Source organism: Streptomyces erythrochromogenes (assembly GCF_040684695.1).
GTDB lineage: Bacteria > Actinomycetota > Actinomycetes > Streptomycetales > Streptomycetaceae > Streptomyces > Streptomyces erythrochromogenes_C.
In genome coordinates this window covers 128,057-149,205 of sequence record NZ_JBFBGM010000009.1, presented here as the reverse complement: position 1 = coordinate 149,205, position 21,149 = coordinate 128,057, and the positions used below count along the sequence as shown (strand labels likewise).

Genomic DNA, 21,149 nt, shown 5'->3' with positions numbered 1-21,149 from the left:
AGCGAGGACGGTCCGTGGCCCCGCAAGGATGCGAGGGGCACGGACCGTACTCTTGTCCACGTGCAGGAACTCCACGACGCCCCCCTCGCCCCGCTGACCACCTTCCGTCTCGGTGGTCCCGCCGCCCGCCTGGTCACCGCGACCACCGACGCCGAGGTGGTCGCCGCCGTCCGCGCCGCGGACGAGAGCGGCACCCCGCTCCTGGTCATCGGCGGCGGCAGCAACCTGGTCATCGGCGACCGGGGCTTCGACGGCACCGCCCTGCGCATCGCGACCACCGGCTTCCACCTGGACGGGACGCGGCTGGAGCTCGCCGCCGGCGAGAACTGGAGCGACGCCGTCGCCCGCACCGTCGAAGCCGGCCTCGCCGGCATCGAATGCCTCGCGGGCATCCCCGGCTCGGCCGGCGCCACCCCGATCCAGAACGTCGGGGCGTACGGCCAGGAGGTCTGCGACACCATCACCGAGGTCGTCGCCTACGACCGCACCACCGGCGAAACGGTCACCCTGACCGCCGCCGAGTGCGCCTTCCGGTACCGCCACAGCACCTTCAAGGACCAGCCCGACCGCTACGTCGTCCTGCGCGTGCGCTTCGCCCTGGAGGACGCCGGCGGCCTCTCGGCGCCGATCAAGTACCCCGAGACCGCCCGCGCCCTCGGCGTCGGGGCGGGCGACCGGGTCCCCGCCGCCACCGCCCGCGAGACCGTGCTGCGCCTGCGCGCCGGCAAGGGCATGGTCCTCGACCCCGCCGACCACGACACCTGGTCGGCCGGCTCCTTCTTCCACAACCCGATCCTGACCGACGAGGCCTACGCCGCCTTCCTCGCCCGCGTCCAGGACCGCCTCGGCCCCGACACCGCCCCGCCCGCCTACCCCGCCGGCGAGGGCCGTACGAAGACCAGCGCGGCCTGGCTGATCGACAGGGCCGGCTTCACCAAGGGCTACGGCACCGGCCCGGCCCGCATCTCCACCAAGCACACCCTCGCCCTCACCAACCGCGGCGAGGCCACCACCGAGGACCTCCTCGCCCTGGCCCGCGAGGTCGTCGCGGGCGTCCACGCGGCCTTCGGCGTCACCCTCGTCAACGAGCCGGTGACGGTCGGCGTCAGCATCTGAGGAGCCCCGGCCGCCCATGCTCTGTCCCCGTCACGGGGCCGGTACGGACCCCACTCGGCTCGTGGGTCGCACGCTCAGCAGGGTCGTCGCGTCCTGGCACGTCAGCGACGGCGAACGCTCCGAGTCCCCCCTCGACGTCTGGCTGATCGACAGCGTCGGCGACTCCATCCGGATCACCACCGGCTCCGACCAGTGCCTCATCGTCGAGTCCGCCCCGCCCCACGCGCCGTACGACATGGGGGAGTGGGGCCGCATCGAGGTCGGCGAGGACCTCGGCGACCACCCTTTCCTGCGGCACCTGGGCGAGACCGTCTCCTCCGTCGCCGAGTTCGCGCTGCCCGAGCAGGGCCGCACGCACCTGGAGATCGGCTTCCCGGACGGCCGCCGGGTGCGCGCCGACTGCTACGAGGGAGACCTGCGGCTCACCCGGTGAGCCAGTGGTCGATCCCCGCCAGCAGCTTGGCCTGCACGTCGTCCGGCGCGGAGCTCCCGCGCACCGACTGGCGGGCCAGCTCGGCCAGCTCCGCGTCCGTGAAGGCGTGGTGGCGGCGGGCGATCTCGTACTGCGCCGCGAGCCGGGACCCGAACAGCAGCGGGTCGTCCGCGCCCAGCGCCATCGGCACCCCGGCCTCGAACAGCGTGCGCAGCGGAACGTCCTCGGGCCGCTCGTACACGCCCAGGGCGACATTGGACGCCGGGCAGACCTCGCAGGTGATCTGCCGGTCGGCGAGCCGCTTCAGCAGCCGGGGGTCCTCCGCGGCCCGCACCCCGTGCCCGATGCGGGCGGCGTGCAGGTCGTCGAGGCAGTCGCGTACCGAGGACGGGCCGGTGAGCTCGCCGCCGTGCGGGGCGGCGAGGAGGCCGCCCTCGCGGGCGATGGCGAAGGCCCGGTCGAAGTCCCGGGCCATGCCCCGGCGCTCGTCGTTGGAGAGGCCGAAACCGACGACGCCGCGGTCGGCGTAGCGCACGGCGAGCCGGGCCAGGGTGCGGGCGTCGAGGGGGTGCTTCATGCGGTTGGCGGCGATGAGCACCCGCATGCCCAGACCGGTCTCGCGGGAGGCCGCGTCGACCGCGTCGAGGATGATCTCGACCGCCGGGATCATCCCGCCGAGCAGGGGTGCGTAGGAGGTGGGATCCACCTGGATCTCCAGCCAGCCGCTGCCGTCCCGTACGTCCTCCTCCGCCGCCTCGCGCACCAGCCGCTGGATGTCCTCGGGCTCGCGCAGACAGGAGCGGGCGGCGTCGTAGAGCCGCTGGAAGCGGAACCAGCCGCGCTCGTCGGTGGCGCGCAGCTTGGGCGGTTCCCCGGCCGTCAGGGCGTCGGGGAGCCGGACGCCGTACTTGTCGGCGAGTTCCAGCAGGGTCGATGGTCGCATCGACCCGGTGAAGTGCAGGTGGAGGTGGGCCTTCGGCAGAAGCGTGAGATCGCGTGCGTGCTCCATCTGGTGATCCTGCCAAACCGCCGCGCTCGGCGGGAGGGGGTTTTACCGATCGGGGGCTTGCGCGAACGCGTGAGCGGGCGCCGGAAACGCCTGGGCGGCGGCACCCTCAGGGGTGCCGCCGCCCAGGTCGTGCTGCGGGCCGCGTCAGGCCTAGGCCTTGGCCTCGGCCAGGAGCTTCTGGATGCGGGACACGCCCTCGACCAGGTCCTCGTCGCCCAGGGCGTAGGACAGGCGCAGGTAGCCGGGGGTGCCGAAGGCCTCGCCCGGGACGACCGCGACCTCGACCTCGTCGAGGATCAGGGCGGCCAGCTCGACGGAGCTCTGCGGGCGCTTGCCGCGGATCTCCTTGCCGATGAGGTCCTTGACCGACGGGTACGCGTAGAACGCGCCCTCGGGGGTCGGGCAGAAGACGCCGTCGATCTCGTTCAGCATCCTGACCATCGTCTGGCGGCGGCGGTCGAAGGCCTTGCGCATCTCGGCGACCGCGTCCAGGTTGCCCGAGACGGCGGCCAGCGCGGCGACCTGGGCCACGTTGGAGACGTTGGAGGTGGCGTGCGACTGCAGGTTGGTCGCCGCCTTGATGACGTCCTGCGGGGCGATGACCCAGCCCACGCGCCAGCCCGTCATCGCGTACGTCTTGGCGACACCGTTGACGATGATGCACTTGTCGCGCAGGGCCGGGACCAGGACCGGCAGCGAGGTGAACTTCGCGTCGCCGTAGACCAGGTGCTCGTAGATCTCGTCCGTCAGCACCCACAGGCCGTGCTCGGCGGCCCACTCGCCGATCGCCTTCGCGTCGGCCTCGCTGTAGACCGAACCGGTCGGGTTGGACGGGGAGACGAACAGGACGACCTTGGTGCGCTCGGTGCGCGCGGCCTCCAGCTGCTCGACGGAGACCCGGTAACCGGTGGTCTCGTCGGCGACGACCTCGACCGGGACACCGCCGGCGAGACGGATCGACTCCGGGTAGGTGGTCCAGTAGGGGGCCGGGACGATGACCTCGTCACCCGGGTCCAGGATCGCCGCGAAGGCCTCGTAGATCGCCTGCTTGCCGCCGTTGGTCACCAGGACCTGCGACGCCTCGACCTCGTAGCCGGAGTCGCGCAGCGTCTTGGCGGCGATGGCGGCCTTCAGCTCCGGCAGACCGCCGGCCGGCGTGTAGCGGTGGTACTTGGGGTTGCGGCAGGCCTCGACCGCGGCCTCGACGATGTAGTCCGGGGTGGGGAAGTCGGGCTCGCCCGCGCCGAAGCCGATCACCGGACGCCCGGCGGCCTTGAGGGCCTTGGCCTTGGCGTCCACGGCGAGGGTGGCGGACTCGGAAATGGCGCCGATACGGGCGGACACCCGGCGCTCGGAGGAAGGCGTTGCAGAGGTCATACCGGCAATCGTCCCAGACCGCGCAGAAGCGCCGCACACCGTTTCAATGAACGGACGGGAGACGGGCCGGAGCATGTCAGGCCGGGTGCTGTTCGACGTCACGGCCCAGTTCACGTACACTCACCTGTCGTTGGACCTCGCCAGCCGCTGGAAAGCGTGAGCACTCCGTGCACTCGCCCGGATGCGGTAGGTTGGGGGACGCAAAGGGTCGTAGCTCAATTGGTAGAGCACTGGTCTCCAAAACCAGCGGTTGGGGGTTCGAGTCCCTCCGGCCCTGCTCCACACTCCACTCGGACGTGTGTGCGCAGGTACGTTCTTAGATGCAACGCCGTGCGGCGCAACCGGGCGCGGTACGGCCACGACCCGGATTCAGGTGAGAGACGTGACGGACGCCCTGGGCTCCATCGACATGCCTGACGCCGAGGACGAGACGCGCGAGAAGAAGGCCCGCAAGGGCGGCAAGCGCGGCAAGAAGGGTCCTCTGGGCCGTCTCGCGCTTTTCTACCGCCAGATTGTCGCGGAACTCCGCAAGGTTGTCTGGCCCACTCGCAACCAGCTCACGACGTACACCACCGTGGTGATTGTCTTCGTGGTCATCATGATCGGTCTGGTGACCGTGATTGACTATGGGTTCCAGGAAGCCATCAAGTTCGTCTTCGGCTGATCCCCGCGGAGGGCGGCGCCTTGATGGGTGCCGCCCGTTTTCGCATGTTCCACCACCTTTTTTCCAGGAAGAAGCAGCCACCGTGTCTGACCCGAACCTGAACGCGAGCCACGACTCCGTCGAGTCCGTCGAGGACGAGCTCGACATCGTCGAGGCGGCAGACGCTGTGGACCCCGACGAGGCCGAGCTCGCCGACGTCGAGGCGGGTGACGCCGCCGAGGAGGCCGCGCTGCACGTCTCCGACGACGAGGCGGACGAGGTCGAGACGGACGAGGTCGAGGCCGACGAGGCCGACACCGAGCTCGAAGAGGCCGCCGACGAGGACGCCGAGATCGCGGAGGAGGCCGAAGAGGCCGAGCCCGCCGAGCCGGTTGACCCGATCCAGGCCCTGCGCGAGGAGCTGCGCCTCCTCCCCGGCGAGTGGTACGTGATCCACACCTACGCCGGCTACGAGAAGCGCGTGAAGGCCAACCTGGAGCAGCGCGCCGTCTCGCTGAACGTCGAGGAGTTCATCTACCAGGCCGAGGTCCCCGAGGAAGAGATCGTCCAGATCAAGAACGGCGAGCGCAAGAACGTCCGGCAGAACAAGCTGCCCGGCTACGTTCTCGTCCGCATGGATCTGACGAACGAGTCCTGGGGCGTCGTCCGCAACACCCCCGGCGTCACCGGCTTCGTGGGCAACGCGTACGACCCGTACCCGCTGACCCTGGACGAGATCGTCAAGATGCTCGCCCCGGAGGCGCAGGAGAAGGCCGCCAAGGCCGCCGCGGAAGAGGCCGGCCTGCCCGCGCCCGCCGTCAAGCGCACCATCGAGGTCCTGGACTTCGAGGTCGGCGACTCGGTCACCGTCACCGACGGCCCGTTCGCCACGCTCCAGGCGACCATCAACGAGATCAACCCCGACTCGAAGAAGGTCAAGGGCCTCGTCGAGATCTTCGGCCGCGAGACCCCGGTCGAGCTCAGCTTCGACCAGATCCAGAAGAACTGATCCACTCCCTGGATCACGGCTTCTGAGCCACAGCTTCCGGACAGGTCAGACCACCCCTCAAGGGCGGTCTGACCTGCTCGATTTTTAGCCCCGCACTGATACCCGTTATCGTGGTGCGGTATGCCTCCATCCGGATGACCGGATCGGCGGCTGAAAACTCTCACTAGGACCCGGAGAGAGCAATGCCTCCCAAGAAGAAGAAGGTCACGGGGCTTATCAAGCTCCAGATCAAGGCCGGTGCGGCCAACCCGGCTCCGCCGGTCGGCCCCGCGCTCGGTCAGCACGGCGTCAACATCATGGAGTTCTGCAAGGCCTACAACGCCGCGACCGAGTCGCAGCGTGGCATGGTCGTGCCGGTGGAGATCACGGTCTACGAGGACCGCACCTTCACCTTCATCACCAAGACTCCGCCGGCGGCGCGCCTCATCCTGAAGCACGCGGGCATCGAGAAGGGCTCCGGCGAGCCCCACAAGACCAAGGTCGCCAAGCTCACGGCTGCCCAGGTCAAGGAGATCGCCGAGCTGAAGATGCCCGACCTGAACGCCAACGACATCGACGCGGCCGTCAAGATCATCGCCGGCACCGCGCGTTCGATGGGCGTCACCGTCGAAGGCTGATCCAGCCACCCCTTGCACCATCAGTGGTAGGACCAAGCGCTGGTCCGCACCACGACTCCATGCCTGAAGCCACAACACAGGAGCAGAAGTGAAGCGCAGCAAGACTCTCCGCGCTGCGGACGCCAAGGTCGACCGGGACAAGCTCTACGCCCCGCTCGAGGCCGTCCGTCTCGCCAAGGAGACCTCCTCCACCAAGTTCGACAGCACCGTCGAGATCGCCTTCCGCCTGGGTGTCGACCCGCGCAAGGCCGACCAGATGGTCCGCGGCACCGTGAACCTCCCGCACGGCACCGGTAAGACCGCCCGGGTCCTGGTCTTCGCGACCGGTGACCGTGCAGCGGCCGCGGAAGCCGCCGGCGCCGACATCGTCGGCGACGACGAGCTGATCAACGAGATCGCCAAGGGCAACCGCCTGAACGAGTTCGACGCCGTTGTCGCCACGCCGGACCTCATGGGCAAGGTCGGCCGCCTCGGCCGCGTGCTCGGTCCCCGTGGCCTCATGCCGAACCCGAAGACCGGCACCGTCACGATGGACGTCGCGAAGGCTGTCACCGAGATCAAGGGTGGCAAGATCGAGTTCCGCGTCGACAAGCACTCGAACCTGCACTTCATCATCGGCAAGGTCTCCTTCTCCGACGAGCAGCTCGTCGAGAACTACGGCGCGGCCCTGGACGAGATCCTTCGTCTGAAGCCGTCCGCCGCCAAGGGCCGCTACCTGAAGAAGGCCGCCCTGAGCACCACCATGGGCCCCGGCATCCAGCTGGACCCGAACCGCACCCGGAACCTCCTCGTCGAGGAAGACCCGGCCGCGGTCTGATCAGGCCGAGCCTGACGGAGCCTCACGGCTCACCGAGTGGCTGAACGGGCCCCTCGCCCCCTTCACGGGCGGCGAGGGGCCCGTTTTCCGTTCCCCTGTGAGACGCCTGTGCGAGTCCTGTGCGTTCCCTGTCGACGTCGGGTCGTACAGTCGTACGGGCAGCGCCGCAGGCGACGAGCGCCGGGGACCACGCGCTGCACCAGGACACGGGGTGGGAAACGCATGAACGCATACCGCAAGAAGACGGCCGTGGCCGTCCTGGCCGCCCTCCTGCTCGCAGGAGGTGCCACGGCCTGCGAGAAGGGCGACGACGCGAAGAAGGACACGGGGGCGTCCGCGCCGGCCAAGGCCGCGGAGAAGCCGGCGGAGGTCACGCCGGCCGCGTACCTGGAGAAGACGAAGAAGAAGTCCGAGGAGATCACCTCCCTGCGCTACTCCATCGCGGGCGAGGCGGCGGGCCAGAAGATCACCGGCGAGGCCGCCATGCGGATCAAGCCGACGGTGGCCATGTCGATGTCGATGGACTCGCCCGAGAAGCCGGGCGAGAAGGTGGACATCCGCCTCATCGACGGCGCCATGTACATGGGCGCCGAGGGCAAGTGGCTGAAGTTCGACCTCAAGGCCCTCGCCCCGGAGCAGGCCAAGCAGCTGGACTCGCTCGGCTCCTCCCAGCAGGGCCAGAACCCGGCCGACACGGCCGACAGCCTGAGCACCGCCAAGGACCTCAAGACGGTCGGCGAGGAGACCGTCGACGGCCAGAAGACGACGCACCTGAGCGGCACCGTCTCGGTCGACGAGCTGCGGGCCCGCAGCGCCGCCTCCACCCCGGAGGCCAAGGAGCGCCAGGAGAAGAACATCGCGGCCCTGGAGGCCCAGGGCATCAAGACCCTGACCATGGACCTCTGGATCGACGAGAACGACCAGGCGAAGCAGGTCCGCACCCGGGGCGCCGGCACCTCCGGCCCGATGGACATCACCATCAAGTTCCTGGACGTCAACAAGCCCGTCGAGGTCACCGCGCCGCCGGCCGAGCAGGTCATGGACCTCGCCGAGATGATGAAGGGCGGCGAGGGCTCCGCCTGACCGCCGCCGCAGCAACAGCAACAGCAACAGCAACAGCAACAGCAACAGCACCGTACGACCGCAGTACCGTCGCGCCGCCGCCGCTCCACGGCGGCGGCGCGACGCGCAGCAACCATTCATGGGGGAGAACCAGATGAACAGCGCTGTCCGGATCCGGGCCGGCGTGGCGATGGCAGGCACCGCACTTCTCGTGGGCGCTCTCGCGGCCTGCGGCGGGGCCGACGGGGGCAAGGGGGCCGACGCCAAGGCGCACGACCCCGCGGAGGCCGTGAAGGCGTCCTACCTGAAGACGGTGGCCGCCAAGTTCGCCAAGGCGGAGCTGTCCACCGTCGACAAGGACGGCAAGACCAGCACCCAGTCCGGCACGAAGGGCTGGTACCCGTCCGGCCACGACGTGGTCCTCAAGGGCGGCGGCGAGCCCGACAGCCGCTCGATCATGATGGGCGACACCGTCTACACCCAGATGGACAAGCCCATCAAGGGCAAGACCTGGATGCAGATGGACCTGTCCAAGGACGGCAAGCCGGGGGTCCGGCTGAACGAGGACCCGGCCGAGTACCTCGCCCTGCTGCTCGGCCAGGAGAAGCTCACACACGTCGGGGCCGAGCAGCAGGGCGGTGTCGAGGCCCAGCACTACAAGGCGAGCCTCACCAACGCGGACCTGCTCAGGGCGGACGAGTCCACCAAGGTCATGGAGGAGAAGAACCGCCAGTACCTCCACGAGTCCGTGAAGCACATCACCGCCTTCGCGGTGGACCTGTGGATCGGCGCGGACGGTTACCCGGTCCGCGTCGACAGCTCCAGCACGGACGCCAAGGGCACGTCGAAGACCACGGCGAAGTTCTCCGACTTCGGCAAGGCACCCGCGGTGCAGCCGCCGCCGGCCGACCAGGTCGTCACCTTCGACGCCGTGATGAAGGGCGTCGACGCCGACCTCGAACAGGTCGACAAGGACCTCGCGCAGGCCGACAAGGACCTGGAGGAGGCCGACAAGACCCTGCGGGACGCCGGGCTGCCGGGCCTTCGCCGCTGACCGATTTGCCTCGACCGGAACCCTTCACGTAGTCTTCCCCGGAAGCCAAAGACCGCTGGTCGTTGCTGTGCCCGACAGGGTGCGGTGGCCGAAGGATCCGCTTACTGCGGACGACCCGCGCAGGTGACTGTGGAAAGTTCCCGGACTCGTTCCGGTCGAGCTACGCCCTGGCGCCTGCGCCGGGGCGTTTTGTATGTCAGCCCCTTCTGAGCGGTCCTCATCACCCGGAAGGAGGCGAACGCACCATGCCGACGCCCAACAAGGCTGCATCGGTGGCCGAGCTCACGGACGCGTTCCAGAGCTCCAACGCCGCCGTGCTGACCGAGTACCGGGGTCTCACCGTCGCGCAGCTCAAGACGCTGCGTCGCTCCCTCGGTGAGAACGCCCAGTACGCCGTGGTGAAGAACACGCTGACCAAGATTGCGGCCAACCAGGCCGGGATCACCGCGCTGGACGAGCACTTCGCTGGTCCGACCGCGGTCGCCTTCATCACCGGTGACCCGGTGGAGTCGGCGAAGGCTCTGCGTGACTTCGCCAAGGAGAACCCGAACCTCATCATCAAGGCCGGTGTCCTTGACGGTAAGGCTCTCTCCGCCGACGACATCAAGAAGCTTGCGGACCTCGAGTCCCGCGAGGTTCTGCTCAGCAAGCTGGCCGGCGCGTTCAAGGGCAAGCAGTCCCAGGCTGCCTCGCTCTTCCAGGCGCTGCCGTCGAAGTTCGTCCGCACCGCGGAAGCGCTTCGCGTCAAGCTCGCCGAGCAGGGCGGTGCCGAGTAATTCGGCTCGCGCATTGATCCGCGCCGCCTAGTGCGCGGGTCGTAGCGGGCCGTTACGCCCGCCTCTATAGACACATCGGCACCTGCCGAATTAGTGGAAGGATCGCCCATCATGGCGAAGCTCTCTCAGGACGACCTCCTCGCCCAGTTCGAGGAGATGACCCTCATCGAGCTCTCCGAGTTCGTGAAGGCCTTCGAGGAGAAGTTCGACGTCACCGCCGCCGCGGCCGTCGCCGTTGCCGCCCCGGGTCAGGGTGGTGGCGACGCCGCCGCCGCCGAGGAGGAGAAGGACGAGTTCGACGTCATCCTCACCGGTGCCGGCGACAAGAAGATCCAGGTCATCAAGGTCGTGCGCGAGCTGACCTCCCTGGGTCTGAAGGAGGCCAAGGACCTCGTGGACGGCGCCCCGAAGCCGGTCCTCGAGAAGGTCGCCAAGGACGCCGCCGAGAAGGCCGCCGAGGCCCTCAAGGGCGCCGGTGCGGCCGTCGAGGTCAAGTAACACCTCTGAGGCCCTCCTGAGGCCTCAGCCGAGGGCGATCACCCGTAAGGGTGGTCGCCCTTTGGCGTATTCGCAGTGCCTGACTTGCCCTGGTCTCGTTGGGGAGTAGGGTGATCATCGTTGCCCCGACGCAGGGTCCGGAGATGATCCGCTCGGAGCAGGGGGCCTTGACGAACGGGTCGCGGCGCGCAATTCTCAGACCCGTCGAGAGGTCGGCCGCCCCGATCCGAGATCCGAGGCATGGATCGACTACGAAGAGGGCAGTACTGATACGCGCTCTGTGCACGAGAGCGGCAGCGTTGGACGCAGGGTTGAACGACATGGGGAAGGCCTGTTGCCGGTTTCCGGAAACCTGGTCTGGACATCAGTGAGCCAAGTGGCTACACTGACCCTTTGCGCTGCCTGTTAGCTGTCCCCTGCCCGTCGCCAGGGACATGCCCACGCTTGAGCACACTTGATTGATCTGCCCTGACCTGGCCTTTTGGGCCGGAATCGGGGGGCCTGTCTTCTGTGTCTGCTGGGACCGGTACGCGCGTAGTGAGTCCGAGCCCTCGGAAGGACCCCCTCTTGGCCGCCTCGCGCAACGCCTCGACCAATACGAACAACGGTGCCAGCACCGCCCCGCTGCGCATCTCCTTTGCAAAGATCAAGGAGCCCCTCGAGGTTCCGAACCTCCTGGCGCTGCAGACCGAGAGCTTTGACTGGCTTCTCGGCAATGCCGCCTGGAAGTCTCGCGTCGAGTCGGCGCTTGAGAGTGGACAGGACGTCCCCACCAAGTCCGGTCTGGAAGAGATCTTCGAGGAGATCTCGCCGATCGAGGACTTCTCCGGGTCGATGTCGCTGACCTTCCGCGACCACCGTTTCGAGCCGGCGAAGAACTCCGTCGACGAGTGCAAGGAGCGCGACTTCACGTACGCGGCTCCGCTGTTCGTCACGGCCGAGTTCACGAACAACGAGACCGGAGAGATCAAGTCTCAGACGGTCTTCATGGGCGACTTCCCGCTCATGACCAACAAGGGCACCTTCGTCATCAACGGCACCGAGCGTGTCGTCGTGTCGCAGCTCGTCCGTTCCCCCGGTGTCTACTTCGACTCCTCCATCGACAAGACGTCCGACAAGGACATCTTCTCCGCCAAGATCATCCCGTCCCGGGGTGCCTGGCTGGAGATGGAGATCGACAAGCGCGACATGGTCGGCGTCCGCATCGACCGCAAGCGCAAGCAGTCCGTCACCGTCCTCCTGAAGGCTCTCGGCTGGACCACCGAGCAGATCCTCGAGGAGTTCGGCGAGTACGAGTCCATGCGCGCCACCCTGGAGAAGGACCACACCCAGGGCCAGGACGACGCGCTGCTCGACATCTACCGCAAGCTGCGCCCGGGCGAGCCGCCGACCCGCGAGGCCGCTCAGACGCTGCTCGAGAACCTCTACTTCAACCCCAAGCGCTACGACCTCGCGAAGGTCGGCCGCTACAAGGTGAACAAGAAGCTCGGCGCCGACGAGCCGCTCGACGCCGGTGTGCTCACCACCGACGACGTCATCGCCACGATCAAGTACCTGGTCAAGCTGCACGCCGGCGAGACCGAGACGATCGGCGAGTCCGGCCGTTCGATCGTGGTCGAGACCGACGACATCGACCACTTCGGCAACCGTCGTCTGCGCAACGTCGGCGAGCTCATCCAGAACCAGGTCCGCACGGGTCTGGCTCGTATGGAGCGCGTCGTGCGCGAGCGCATGACCACCCAGGACGTCGAGGCGATCACGCCGCAGACCCTGATCAACATCCGGCCGGTCGTCGCCTCCATCAAGGAGTTCTTCGGCACCAGCCAGCTGTCGCAGTTCATGGACCAGAACAACCCGCTCTCGGGCCTGACCCACAAGCGCCGCCTGTCGGCGCTGGGCCCCGGCGGTCTGTCCCGTGAGCGGGCCGGCTTCGAGGTCCGAGACGTCCACCCGTCGCACTACGGCCGCATGTGCCCGATCGAGACCCCCGAAGGCCCGAACATCGGTCTGATCGGCTCGCTCGCGTCCTACGGCCGCGTCAACGCGTTCGGTTTCGTCGAGACCCCGTACCGCAAGGTCATCGACGGTGTCGTCACCGACGACGTCGACTACCTGACGGCCGACGAGGAAGACCGCTTCGTCATCGCGCAGGCCAACGCGGCCCTGTCCGACGACATGCGCTTCACCGAGAACCGCGTCCTGGTCCGCCGTCGTGGCGGCGAGATCGACTACATCGCCGGCGGCGACGTCGACTACATGGACGTCTCCCCGCGCCAGATGGTGTCCGTCGCGACCGCGATGATCCCCTTCCTGGAGCACGACGACGCCAACCGTGCCCTCATGGGCGCGAACATGATGCGCCAGGCCGTTCCGCTCATCAAGGCGGAGGCCCCGCTCGTCGGCACCGGCATGGAGTACCGCTGTGCGGTCGACGCCGGTGACTCGATCCGTGCGGAGAAGGACGGTGTCGTCCAGGAGGTCTCGGCCGACTACATCACCGTCGCCAACGACGACGGCACGTACACCACGTACCGCGTCGCCAAGTTCTCCCGGTCGAACCAGGGCACCTCGGTCAACCAGAAGGTCATCGTCAACGAGGGTGACCGGATCGTCGAGTCCCAGGTCCTCGCCGACGGACCGGCGACCGAAGAGGGCGAGATGGCCCTCGGCAAGAACCTGCTCGTCGCGTTCATGCCGTGGGAAGGCCACAACTACGAGGACGCGATCATCCTGTCGCAGCGCCTCGTGCAGGACGACGTCCTCTCCTCGATCCACATCGAGGAGCACGAGGTCGACGCCCGTGACACCAAGCTCGGCCCCGAGGAGATCACCCGGGACATCCCGAACGTCTCCGAGGAGGTCCTCGCGGACCTCGACGAGCGCGGCATCATCCGCATCGGTGCGGACGTCGTCGCCGGCGACATCCTGGTCGGCAAGGTCACGCCCAAGGGTGAGACCGAGCTGACCCCGGAGGAGCGTCTGCTCCGCGCGATCTTCGGTGAGAAGGCCCGCGAGGTGCGTGACACCTCGCTCAAGGTCCCCCACGGTGAGATCGGCAAGGTCATCGGCGTCCGCGTCTTCGACCGCGAGGAGGGCGACGAGCTTCCCCCGGGCGTGAACCAGCTGGTCCGCGTCTACGTCGCCCAGAAGCGCAAGATCACCGACGGTGACAAGCTCGCCGGCCGTCACGGCAACAAGGGTGTCATCTCCAAGATCCTCCCGATCGAGGACATGCCGTTCCTGGAGGACGGCACCCCGGTCGACATCATCCTGAACCCGCTGGGTGTCCCGTCCCGAATGAACCCGGGACAGGTCCTGGAGATCCACCTCGGCTGGCTCGCCAGCCGCGGCTGGGACGTCTCCGGTCTGGGTGAGGAGTGGGCCGAGCGACTGAAGGCCATCGGCGCCGACCGCGTCGAGCCCGGCACCAACGTCGCCACCCCGGTGTTCGACGGCGCCCGCGAGGACGAGCTCGCCGGCCTCTTCGAGCACACCATCCCGAACCGCGACGGTGACCGCCTGGTCCTCCCGTCCGGCAAGGCGCGCCTGTTCGACGGCCGCTCCGGCGAGCCGTTCCCGGACCCGATCTCGGTCGGGTACATGTACATCCTCAAGCTCCACCACCTGGTCGACGACAAGCTCCACGCCCGTTCGACCGGTCCGTACTCGATGATCACGCAGCAGCCGCTGGGTGGTAAGGCACAGTTCGGTGGCCAGCGATTCGGTGAGATGGAGGTGTGGGCGCTCGAGGCTTACGGCGCCGCCTACGCCCTCCAGGAGCTGCTGACCATCAAGTCCGACGACGTCACCGGCCGCGTGAAGGTCTACGAGGCCATCGTCAAGGGCGAGAACATCCCCGAGCCGGGCATTCCCGAGTCCTTCAAGGTGCTCATCAAGGAAATGCAGTCGCTCTGCCTCAACGTGGAGGTGCTGTCCTCGGACGGCATGTCCATCGAGATGCGCGACACCGACGAGGACGTCTTCCGCGCGGCGGAGGAGCTCGGTATCGACCTGTCCCGGCGCGAGCCGAGCAGCGTCGAAGAGGTCTGACGGGCCTGACGGGGGGCTCACGAACAGAGCCCCCCGTCATCCCCGGGACCGTTCAGACCACTGATCAAGAGACACGACCCCGAAAGAGGGATTGACGCACAGTGCTCGACGTCAACTTCTTCGACGAGCTGCGGATCGGCCTTGCCACCGCGGACGACATCCGAACCTGGTCGCACGGCGAGGTCAAGAAGCCGGAGACCATCAACTACCGCACCCTGAAGCCCGAGAAGGACGGACTCTTCTGCGAGAAGATCTTCGGTCCGACCCGGGACTGGGAGTGCTACTGCGGCAAGTACAAGCGTGTCCGCTTCAAGGGCATCATCTGTGAGCGCTGTGGCGTCGAGGTCACGCGCGCCAAGGTGCGCCGTGAGCGGATGGGCCACATCGAGCTTGCCGCTCCCGTTACCCACATCTGGTACTTCAAGGGCGTCCCGTCGCGCCTGGGCTACCTGCTGGACCTCGCGCCGAAGGACCTCGAGAAGGTCATCTACTTCGCCGCGTACATGATCACGTTCGTCGACGACGAGCGCCGTCAGCGCGACCTGCCGTCGCTGGAGGCCCACGTCTCCGTCGAGCGCCAGCAGATCGAGAACCGCCGCGACGCCGACCTCGAAGGCCGAGCCAAGAAGCTCGAGAGCGACCTGGCCGAGCTCGAGGCCGAGGGTGCCAAGGCCGACGTGCGCCGCAAGGTGCGCGAGGGTGCCGAGCGCGAGATGAAGCAGCTCCGCGACCGCGCCCAGCGCGAGATCGACCGCCTCGACGAGGTGTGGGCCCGCTTCAAGAACCTCAAGGTCCAGGACCTGGAGGGCGACGAGCTGCTCTACCGCGAGCTGCGTGACCGCTTCGGCACGTACTTCGACGGCTGCATGGGCGCCGCCGCGCTGCAGAAGCGTCTCGAGTCCTTCGACCTGGAGGAGGAGGCCGAGCGCCTCCGCGAGATCATCCGTACCGGCAAGGGCCAGAAGAAGACCCGTGCGCTCAAGCGCCTCAAGGTCGTCTCCGCGTTCCTGCAGACCAGCAACAAGCCCAAGGGCATGGTCCTGGACTGCGTCCCGGTCATCCCGCCGGACCTGCGTCCGATGGTGCAGCTGGACGGTGGCCGCTTCGCGACCTCCGACCTGAACGACCTGTACCGCCGCGTGATCAACCGCAACAACCGCCTGAAGCGCCTTCTCGACCTCGGTGCCCCCGAGATCATCGTGAACAACGAGAAGCGCATGCTCCAGGAGGCCGTCGACGCCCTCTTCGACAACGGTCGTCGTGGTCGCCCGGTCACCGGTCCCGGCAACCGCCCCCTGAAGTCCCTCAGCGACATGCTGAAGGGCAAGCAGGGTCGCTTCCGCCAGAACCTCCTCGGCAAGCGCGTGGACTACTCCGCGCGTTCCGTGATCGTCGTCGGCCCGCAGCTCAAGCTGCACCAGTGCGGTCTGCCGAAGGCGATGGCGCTGGAGCTCTTCAAGCCGTTCGTGATGAAGCGCCTGGTCGACCTGAACCACGCGCAGAACATCAAGTCGGCGAAGCGCATGGTCGAGCGCGGCCGCACGGTCGTGTACGACGTGCTCGAAGAGGTCATCGCCGAGCACCCGGTCCTGCTGAACCGTGCGCCCACGCTGCACCGCCTCGGCATCCAGGCCTTCGAGCCCCAGCTGGTCGAAGGCAAGGCCATCCAGATCCACCCGCTCGTCTGCACCGCGTTCAACGCGGACTTCGACGGTGACCAGATGGCCGTGCACCTGCCGCTCTCCGCGGAGGCGCAGGCCGAGGCCCGCATCCTGATGCTGTCCTCGAACAACATCCTCAAGCCGGCCGACGGCCGTCCGGTCACGATGCCGACGCAGGACATGGTCCTGGGTCTGTTCTTCCTGACCACCGACGGTGAGCTCCGTGACACCAAGGGCGAGGGCCGCGCGTTCGGCTCCACGGCCGAGGCGACCATGGCGTTCGACGCCGGCGAGCTCGCGCTGCAGTCGTCCGTCGACATCCGCTTCCCGGTGGGCACCATCCCGCCGCGCGGCTGGGTGGCGCCGGTCGCCGAAGAGGGCGAGCAGGAGTTCCAGCCGGGCGACAGCTTCCGCCTGCGCACCACCCTGGGCCGCGCGCTCTTCAACGAGCTGCTGCCCGAGGACTACCCGTTCGTCGACTACTCGGTGGGCAAGAAGCAGCTCTCCGAGATCGTCAACGACCTGGCGGAGCGCTACCCCAAGGTCATCGTGGCGGCGACGCTCGACAACCTGAAGGCGGCCGGCTTCCACTGGGCGACCCGTTCGGGCGTCACCGTGGCCATCTCCGACGTCGTCGTGCCCGAGGCCAAGAAGGCCATCGTCGCGGGCTACGAGGCGCAGGACGAGAAGGTCCAGAAGCAGTACGAGCGCGGTCTGATCACCAAGGACGAGCGCACGCAGGAGCTCATCGCGATCTGGACCAAGGCGACCAACGAGGTTGCCGAGGCGATGAACGCGAACTTCCCCAAGACGAACCCCATCTTCATGATGGTTGACTCGGGTGCCCGAGGAAACATGATGCAGATGCGACAGATCGCCGGTATGCGTGGTCTGGTGTCGAACGCGAAGAACGAGACCATCCCGCGTCCGATCAAGGCGTCCTTCCGTGAGGGCCTCACCGTTCTGGAGTACTTCATCTCCACGCACGGTGCCCGTAAGGGTCTGGCGGACACCGCCCTGCGTACCGCCGACTCGGGTTACCTGACCCGTCGTCTGGTGGACGTCTCGCAGGACGTCATCATCCGCGAGGAGGACTGCGGCACCGAGCGCGGCCTGAAGCTGAAGATCGCCGTTCGCGGCGAGGACGGCGTGCTGCGCAAGGCCGACGACGTCGAGACCTCGATCTACGCCCGCATGCTGGCCGAGGACGTCGTCATCGACGGCAAGGTCATCGCGCCGGCCAACGTCGACCTCGGTGACGTCCTCATCGACGCCCTGGTCGCCAACGGCGTCGAGGAGGTCAAGACCCGCTCGGTCCTGACCTGCGAGTCCGCGGTCGGCACCTGTGCCTTCTGCTACGGCCGCTCGCTGGCCACCGGCAAGCTGGTCGACATCGGTGAGGCGGTCGGCATCATCGCCGCCCAGTCCATCGGTGAGCCCGGTACCCAGCTGACGATGCGTACCTTCCACACCGGTGGTGTGGCCGGTGACGACATCACGCAGGGTCTGCCGCGTGTCGTCGAGCTCTTCGAGGCCCGTACCCCGAAGGGTGTCGCCCCGATCTCCGAGGCCGCCGGCCGCGTGCGGATCGAGGAGACCGAGAAGACGAAGAAGATCGTCATCACGCCCGACGACGGCAGCGACGAGACGGCGTTCCCGATCTCCAAGCGCGCCAAGGTCATCGTGCACGAGGGCGACCACGTCGAGGTGGGCCAGAAGCTCACCATGGGTGCCACCAACCCGCACGACGTGCTGCGCATCCTCGGCCAGCGTGCCGTCCAGGTCCACCTGGTCGGCGAAGTCCAGAAGGTCTACAACTCGCAGGGCGTGTCGATCCACGACAAGCACATCGAGATCATCATCCGGCAGATGCTGCGCCGCGTGACGATCATCGAGTCCGGCGACGCGGAGCTCCTGCCGGGCGAGCTGGTCGAGCGGTCGAAGTTCGAGACCGAGAACCGTCGCGTGGTCACCGAGGGCGGTCACCCCGCCTCCGGCCGTCCGCAGCTGATGGGTATCACCAAGGCCTCGCTCGCGACCGAGTCGTGGCTGTCGGCGGCGTCCTTCCAGGAGACGACCAGGGTCCTGACGGACGCGGCGATCAACGCCAAGTCCGACTCCCTGATCGGCCTCAAGGAGAACGTCATCATCGGTAAGCTCATCCCGGCCGGTACGGGCCTCGCCCGCTACCGCAACATCCGGGTGGAGCCCACCGAGGAGGCGAAGGCCGCGATGTACTCGGCCGTCGGCTACGACGACATCGACTACTCGCCCTTCGGCACCGGCTCCGGCCAGGCTGTCCCGCTGGAGGACTACGACTACGGCCCGTACAACGGCTAAGAGCTCGTAAGAAGAAGCCCCCCGCCGCTCCGAGAGGAGCGGCGGGGGGCTTCTTCGTTCCCGCGGGGGAGGGGAGCCGGCCGCGGTCGGCGCCGCGGTCAGCGGCGGCGGCGCAGCCGGGTCGTCACGGGGACCGCGGCGAGGGCCAGGAGCGCCAGGGCGGCGCCGCCGAGGCCGGCGGTGAAGCCCTTCGGGGTGAAGGTGCAGGAGACCTCGGTCGTGCCCGGGGCGAGGTCCACGGCCAGCAGGCCGTGGAAGGGCTGGACCGGGGCCGAGCAGCTCCAGCCGGGGACCGCGGTGGTGGCGATGACCGCCGTGCCCCGCGTGCCCGGGGAGAAGGTGGCGCGCAGGGAGTGGCCGCCGACCTCGACCGCGGTGGCGCCGGTGGCCTTGAGCCGGTCGACGGAGGCGGCGAGGGCCGTACGGTCCAGGCAGCCCAGCGGGTGGGCGCCCGCGTCGGCGCCCTGCGTACGGGTCCGCACGGTGACCTCGACCCTGCCGGAGGCCGGGACGGGGCCGATCGGGGTCACCCCGGTCGTCTCCTCCTCCAGCGGCTTCTCGGTGGCGCCGGAGCGCAGGGAGCCGTACAGGGCGGGGGAGTACCAGTAGGCCTCGGAGCCGGGCCGGCACTGGGCCGCGTACGTCCGGGCGTCGGGGCCGTCGCTGCGGGTGACCTGCGGGACCTCGTAGACGGTGGCGCCCAGCACGGTCTCCTGGCGGGCGTAGACGCTGTCCGCCGGGTTCGGGGAGGCGTACGGGGCGGTGCGGACGGTGACCAGCGGGGGCGCCGGGAACCGCTCGGCCGTCCAGCTGCCCGGGTCGGCCCCCGGGCGGACCCGCGCGCCGATCGAGAAGATCGCGTCGAGCACCGGGTTGTCGGCGCCGAAGAAGGTCCGGCCGTCGTTCTTGAAGCCGTAGCCGAGGGGCTCCAGCGCCCGGTAGGTGGCCTCCGGGAGGTAGCTGCTGTAGTACTGCGGCCCCTCCGCGCGCAGGGCCAGGGCGTCGTTGTACGCGGTCTGCGGCGCGCCCGAGTCGGTCCGGTACGCGGGCCAGCCCTCGACCCCGCGCACGGCGTCGAAGTGCCGGGCGATCGACTGGTTCGAGGTGGGGACCGGCTTGGCCCAGCGCTCGCGGGCCCGGCGGGCGTCGGCGCCGGCCGCGGCCACCGTGGACTCCGCGAGGACGACGCCGATCATCAGCACGGCGGCGACCGGCACCAGGAAGCGGCGCTTCTCGCCGAGCCGCAGCAGGACCAGCGCCAGCAGCGAGAGGCCCCCGCCGCCGAGCACCGCCGGCCAGGTCCAGCCGCCGAAGTCGTCGGTGCGGCGCAGGACGAAGGCGGCCGCGACCAGCAGGGCGGCCATCAGGGCCAGGTGCCGCGGGCGGGGCCGGTTGGCCAGTGCCAGCCAGGCCAGGACCACCACCATCCCGCTGAAGACGAAGGTCTCGCGGTACGGGTTGCCGTTCGGCACCGCCAGCCCGTGCCACACGTACTGCGTGGGCGGGAACTGGAAGGAGGCGAGGACGAGCGCGGTGGCGGCCGCCCACACCAGGCGGGTGCGGCGCGCGACGGCGGAGTTGAGCAGGAAGGACCCGGCCAGGATCAGGCCCAGCGAGGCCACGTAGAGCCGGGGGCGGCCGCCCCACAGGTGGGTGGCCGGCAGCATCCCCGCGAAGAAGACCTCGATCCTCACGGGGTCGAAGGCCGCGGCCCTGGTGGGCTGCGCGGCCCCGCTGGAGAGGAACGACGGCAGCAGCAGCGGCAGCGTGAGCAGGATCCCGGTCCCGGCGGCCGTCGCGGCCCGCCACAGGGCCAGCAGCCGCTCGCGGGCCGAGGTGTCGCGGGTGGCCAGGCGGATCGCCAGCAGGACGCAGGCGGCCATCGTGGCCATCATCGCCGTGTAGAAGTTCCCGAACCAGGCGAGCGCGACCAGCAGGGCCGCCCCCGGCCAGCGGCGGCCCTCCAGGCACCACTCGACGGCGATGCCGAGCATCGGGAGGGCGACCAGGCCCCAGAGCCACATCGGGATGTACGAGGCGTCGCTGAGCGCCCAGCCGCACAGCCCGTACGTCGCCCCGAGCACTCCCCGCTGCCACCAGGGGCCGGCGTGCAGCTTGCCGAGGTACACCGTCATCACCGCGGCGGCGGTGCCCATCGTGACCGGGGTGATCGCGAAGACGGCGAGGTCGACGTGGGCGCGCGGGACGAGGACGGCCAGCCAGGAGAACGGGTTGCCGAGGTAGGTGTAGTAGTCGGACAGGAACTGCTGTCCGAAGCCGCCGCGCCAGCTGAAGAGCAGGTCGCCGGCGGCCTGTCCGTGCACCAGGTCCCACAGTCCGCGGTGGAAGGGCACGTACTGGTTCGCCTGGTCGTTGATGGCCCGCCCGGTGTTGCCGAAGGGGAACGTGCCGCGCGCCGCCCAGGCCGCGCAGAAGGCGGCCGCGGTCACGAGGAAGGCCAGCAGGGGGCCGCGCAGGCGGGTGGAGCGGCGGACGGACCGCAGGACGGCCGACGGGCGCGCCGGTGCGGGGGGCCGGGCATCGACTGTGGTCGGCTCGGGTGCCACGGTCCCCAATGTGCTGCTCCCTGCTGATCGGCTGATCGACTCGCGGGCGCCCAGCGCCCGGGCAAGGTGTCAGTTTAGGGCGCCGGGGCGGGCCGCCGGGCCGAACGGCCCCCGCCCCGC

Annotated in this window: 14 protein-coding genes, 1 tRNA gene and 1 pseudogene; 13 read left to right on the top strand and 3 right to left on the bottom strand. The window is 68.9% G+C overall.

Annotated features, from left to right (window positions below; translation table 11 throughout):
* Positions 1-45 precede the first annotated feature (45 nt).
* Together AB0O53_RS16420 and AB0O53_RS16415 are read left to right on the top strand one after the other, a co-directional pair.
* Positions 46-1,116 (top strand): annotated as a pseudogene (locus AB0O53_RS16420) (UDP-N-acetylmuramate dehydrogenase); the annotation flags it as partial.
* Between the two features lie 61 nt (positions 1,117-1,177).
* Positions 1,178-1,549 carry a hypothetical protein gene (locus AB0O53_RS16415; protein ID WP_234308926.1) on the top strand — a complete coding sequence of 124 codons (372 nt, stop codon included), beginning with the start codon at positions 1,178-1,180 and terminating at the stop codon, positions 1,547-1,549.
* Here the strand turns inward: AB0O53_RS16415 and AB0O53_RS16410 are convergent.
* Together AB0O53_RS16410 and AB0O53_RS16405 are read right to left on the bottom strand one after the other, a co-directional pair.
* Positions 1,539-2,558, bottom strand: a complete 1,020-nt coding sequence (locus AB0O53_RS16410; RefSeq protein WP_350992879.1) for an adenosine deaminase — start codon at positions 2,556-2,558, stop codon at positions 1,539-1,541. The two genes, AB0O53_RS16415 and AB0O53_RS16410, sit on opposite strands and share 11 nt — an antisense overlap.
* A gap of 150 nt (positions 2,559-2,708) precedes the next feature.
* Entirely contained in the window at positions 2,709-3,935 is a 1,227-nt protein-coding gene (locus tag AB0O53_RS16405; RefSeq protein ID WP_350992877.1) for a pyridoxal phosphate-dependent aminotransferase, read from the bottom strand.
* Between the two features lie 204 nt (positions 3,936-4,139).
* On the opposite strand from AB0O53_RS16405, the gene AB0O53_RS16400 reads away from it, so the two are divergent.
* From AB0O53_RS16400 to AB0O53_RS16350, 11 genes are all read left to right on the top strand, one after another.
* Positions 4,140-4,212, top strand: a tRNA-Trp gene (locus AB0O53_RS16400).
* A gap of 105 nt (positions 4,213-4,317) precedes the next feature.
* On the top strand, positions 4,318-4,599 hold the full coding sequence (gene secE / locus AB0O53_RS16395; protein WP_030825982.1) for a preprotein translocase subunit SecE: 282 nt from the start codon (positions 4,318-4,320) through the stop codon (positions 4,597-4,599).
* Positions 4,600-4,681: 82 nt separating this feature from the next.
* Positions 4,682-5,587 carry a transcription termination/antitermination protein NusG gene (gene nusG / locus AB0O53_RS16390; protein WP_350992875.1) on the top strand — a complete coding sequence of 302 codons (906 nt, stop codon included), beginning with the start codon at positions 4,682-4,684 and terminating at the stop codon, positions 5,585-5,587.
* Positions 5,588-5,769: 182 nt separating this feature from the next.
* Positions 5,770-6,204, top strand: a complete 435-nt coding sequence (rplK, locus tag AB0O53_RS16385; RefSeq protein ID WP_030026644.1) for a 50S ribosomal protein L11 — start codon at positions 5,770-5,772, stop codon at positions 6,202-6,204.
* Between the two features lie 88 nt (positions 6,205-6,292).
* Positions 6,293-7,021, top strand: coding sequence for a 50S ribosomal protein L1 (gene rplA / locus AB0O53_RS16380; protein ID WP_350992873.1), 729 nt, complete (start codon positions 6,293-6,295; stop codon positions 7,019-7,021).
* A gap of 222 nt (positions 7,022-7,243) precedes the next feature.
* Positions 7,244-8,104 (top strand): SCO4651 family lipoprotein, encoded by an 861-nt coding sequence (locus AB0O53_RS16375; RefSeq protein WP_365196148.1) that lies wholly within the window; start codon positions 7,244-7,246, stop codon positions 8,102-8,104.
* Between the two features lie 133 nt (positions 8,105-8,237).
* Positions 8,238-9,137 carry an SCO4651 family lipoprotein gene (locus AB0O53_RS16370; protein ID WP_365196142.1) on the top strand — a complete coding sequence of 300 codons (900 nt, stop codon included), beginning with the start codon at positions 8,238-8,240 and terminating at the stop codon, positions 9,135-9,137.
* Positions 9,138-9,382: 245 nt separating this feature from the next.
* A complete protein-coding gene (gene rplJ, locus AB0O53_RS16365; RefSeq protein ID WP_030026650.1) occupies positions 9,383-9,913 on the top strand; it encodes a 50S ribosomal protein L10 in 531 nt (176 codons plus the stop codon).
* Positions 9,914-10,024: 111 nt separating this feature from the next.
* Positions 10,025-10,411, top strand: coding sequence for a 50S ribosomal protein L7/L12 (gene rplL / locus AB0O53_RS16360; RefSeq protein ID WP_048474779.1), 387 nt, complete (start codon positions 10,025-10,027; stop codon positions 10,409-10,411).
* A gap of 567 nt (positions 10,412-10,978) precedes the next feature.
* Positions 10,979-14,461 (top strand): DNA-directed RNA polymerase subunit beta, encoded by a 3,483-nt coding sequence (gene rpoB, locus AB0O53_RS16355; protein ID WP_350992866.1) that lies wholly within the window; start codon positions 10,979-10,981, stop codon positions 14,459-14,461.
* Positions 14,462-14,562: 101 nt separating this feature from the next.
* A complete protein-coding gene (locus AB0O53_RS16350) occupies positions 14,563-18,462 on the top strand; it encodes a DNA-directed RNA polymerase subunit beta' (protein ID WP_350992864.1) in 3,900 nt (1,299 codons plus the stop codon).
* Positions 18,463-18,560: 98 nt separating this feature from the next.
* Here the strand turns inward: AB0O53_RS16350 and AB0O53_RS16345 are convergent, their stop codons facing one another.
* Positions 18,561-21,029, bottom strand: coding sequence for a YfhO family protein (locus AB0O53_RS16345; protein WP_350992862.1), 2,469 nt, complete (start codon positions 21,027-21,029; stop codon positions 18,561-18,563).
* Positions 21,030-21,149: the final 120 nt, after the last annotated feature.

What these genes read in the sequence shown, in the direction of transcription:
- AB0O53_RS16405 (WP_350992877.1), bottom strand. Translation starts at nt 3,935, where the DNA reads ATGACCTCTGCAACGCCTTCCTCCGAGCGCCGGGTGTCCGCCCGTATC.
- AB0O53_RS16410 (WP_350992879.1), bottom strand. Translation starts at nt 2,558, where the DNA reads ATGGAGCACGCACGCGATCTCACGCTTCTGCCGAAGGCCCACCTCCAC.
- rplL (WP_048474779.1), top strand. Translation starts at nt 10,025, where the DNA reads ATGGCGAAGCTCTCTCAGGACGACCTCCTCGCCCAGTTCGAGGAGATG.
- rplJ (WP_030026650.1), top strand. Translation starts at nt 9,383, where the DNA reads ATGCCGACGCCCAACAAGGCTGCATCGGTGGCCGAGCTCACGGACGCG.
- AB0O53_RS16375 (WP_365196148.1), top strand. Translation starts at nt 7,244, where the DNA reads ATGAACGCATACCGCAAGAAGACGGCCGTGGCCGTCCTGGCCGCCCTC.
- rplK (WP_030026644.1), top strand. Translation starts at nt 5,770, where the DNA reads ATGCCTCCCAAGAAGAAGAAGGTCACGGGGCTTATCAAGCTCCAGATC.
- AB0O53_RS16370 (WP_365196142.1), top strand. Translation starts at nt 8,238, where the DNA reads ATGAACAGCGCTGTCCGGATCCGGGCCGGCGTGGCGATGGCAGGCACC.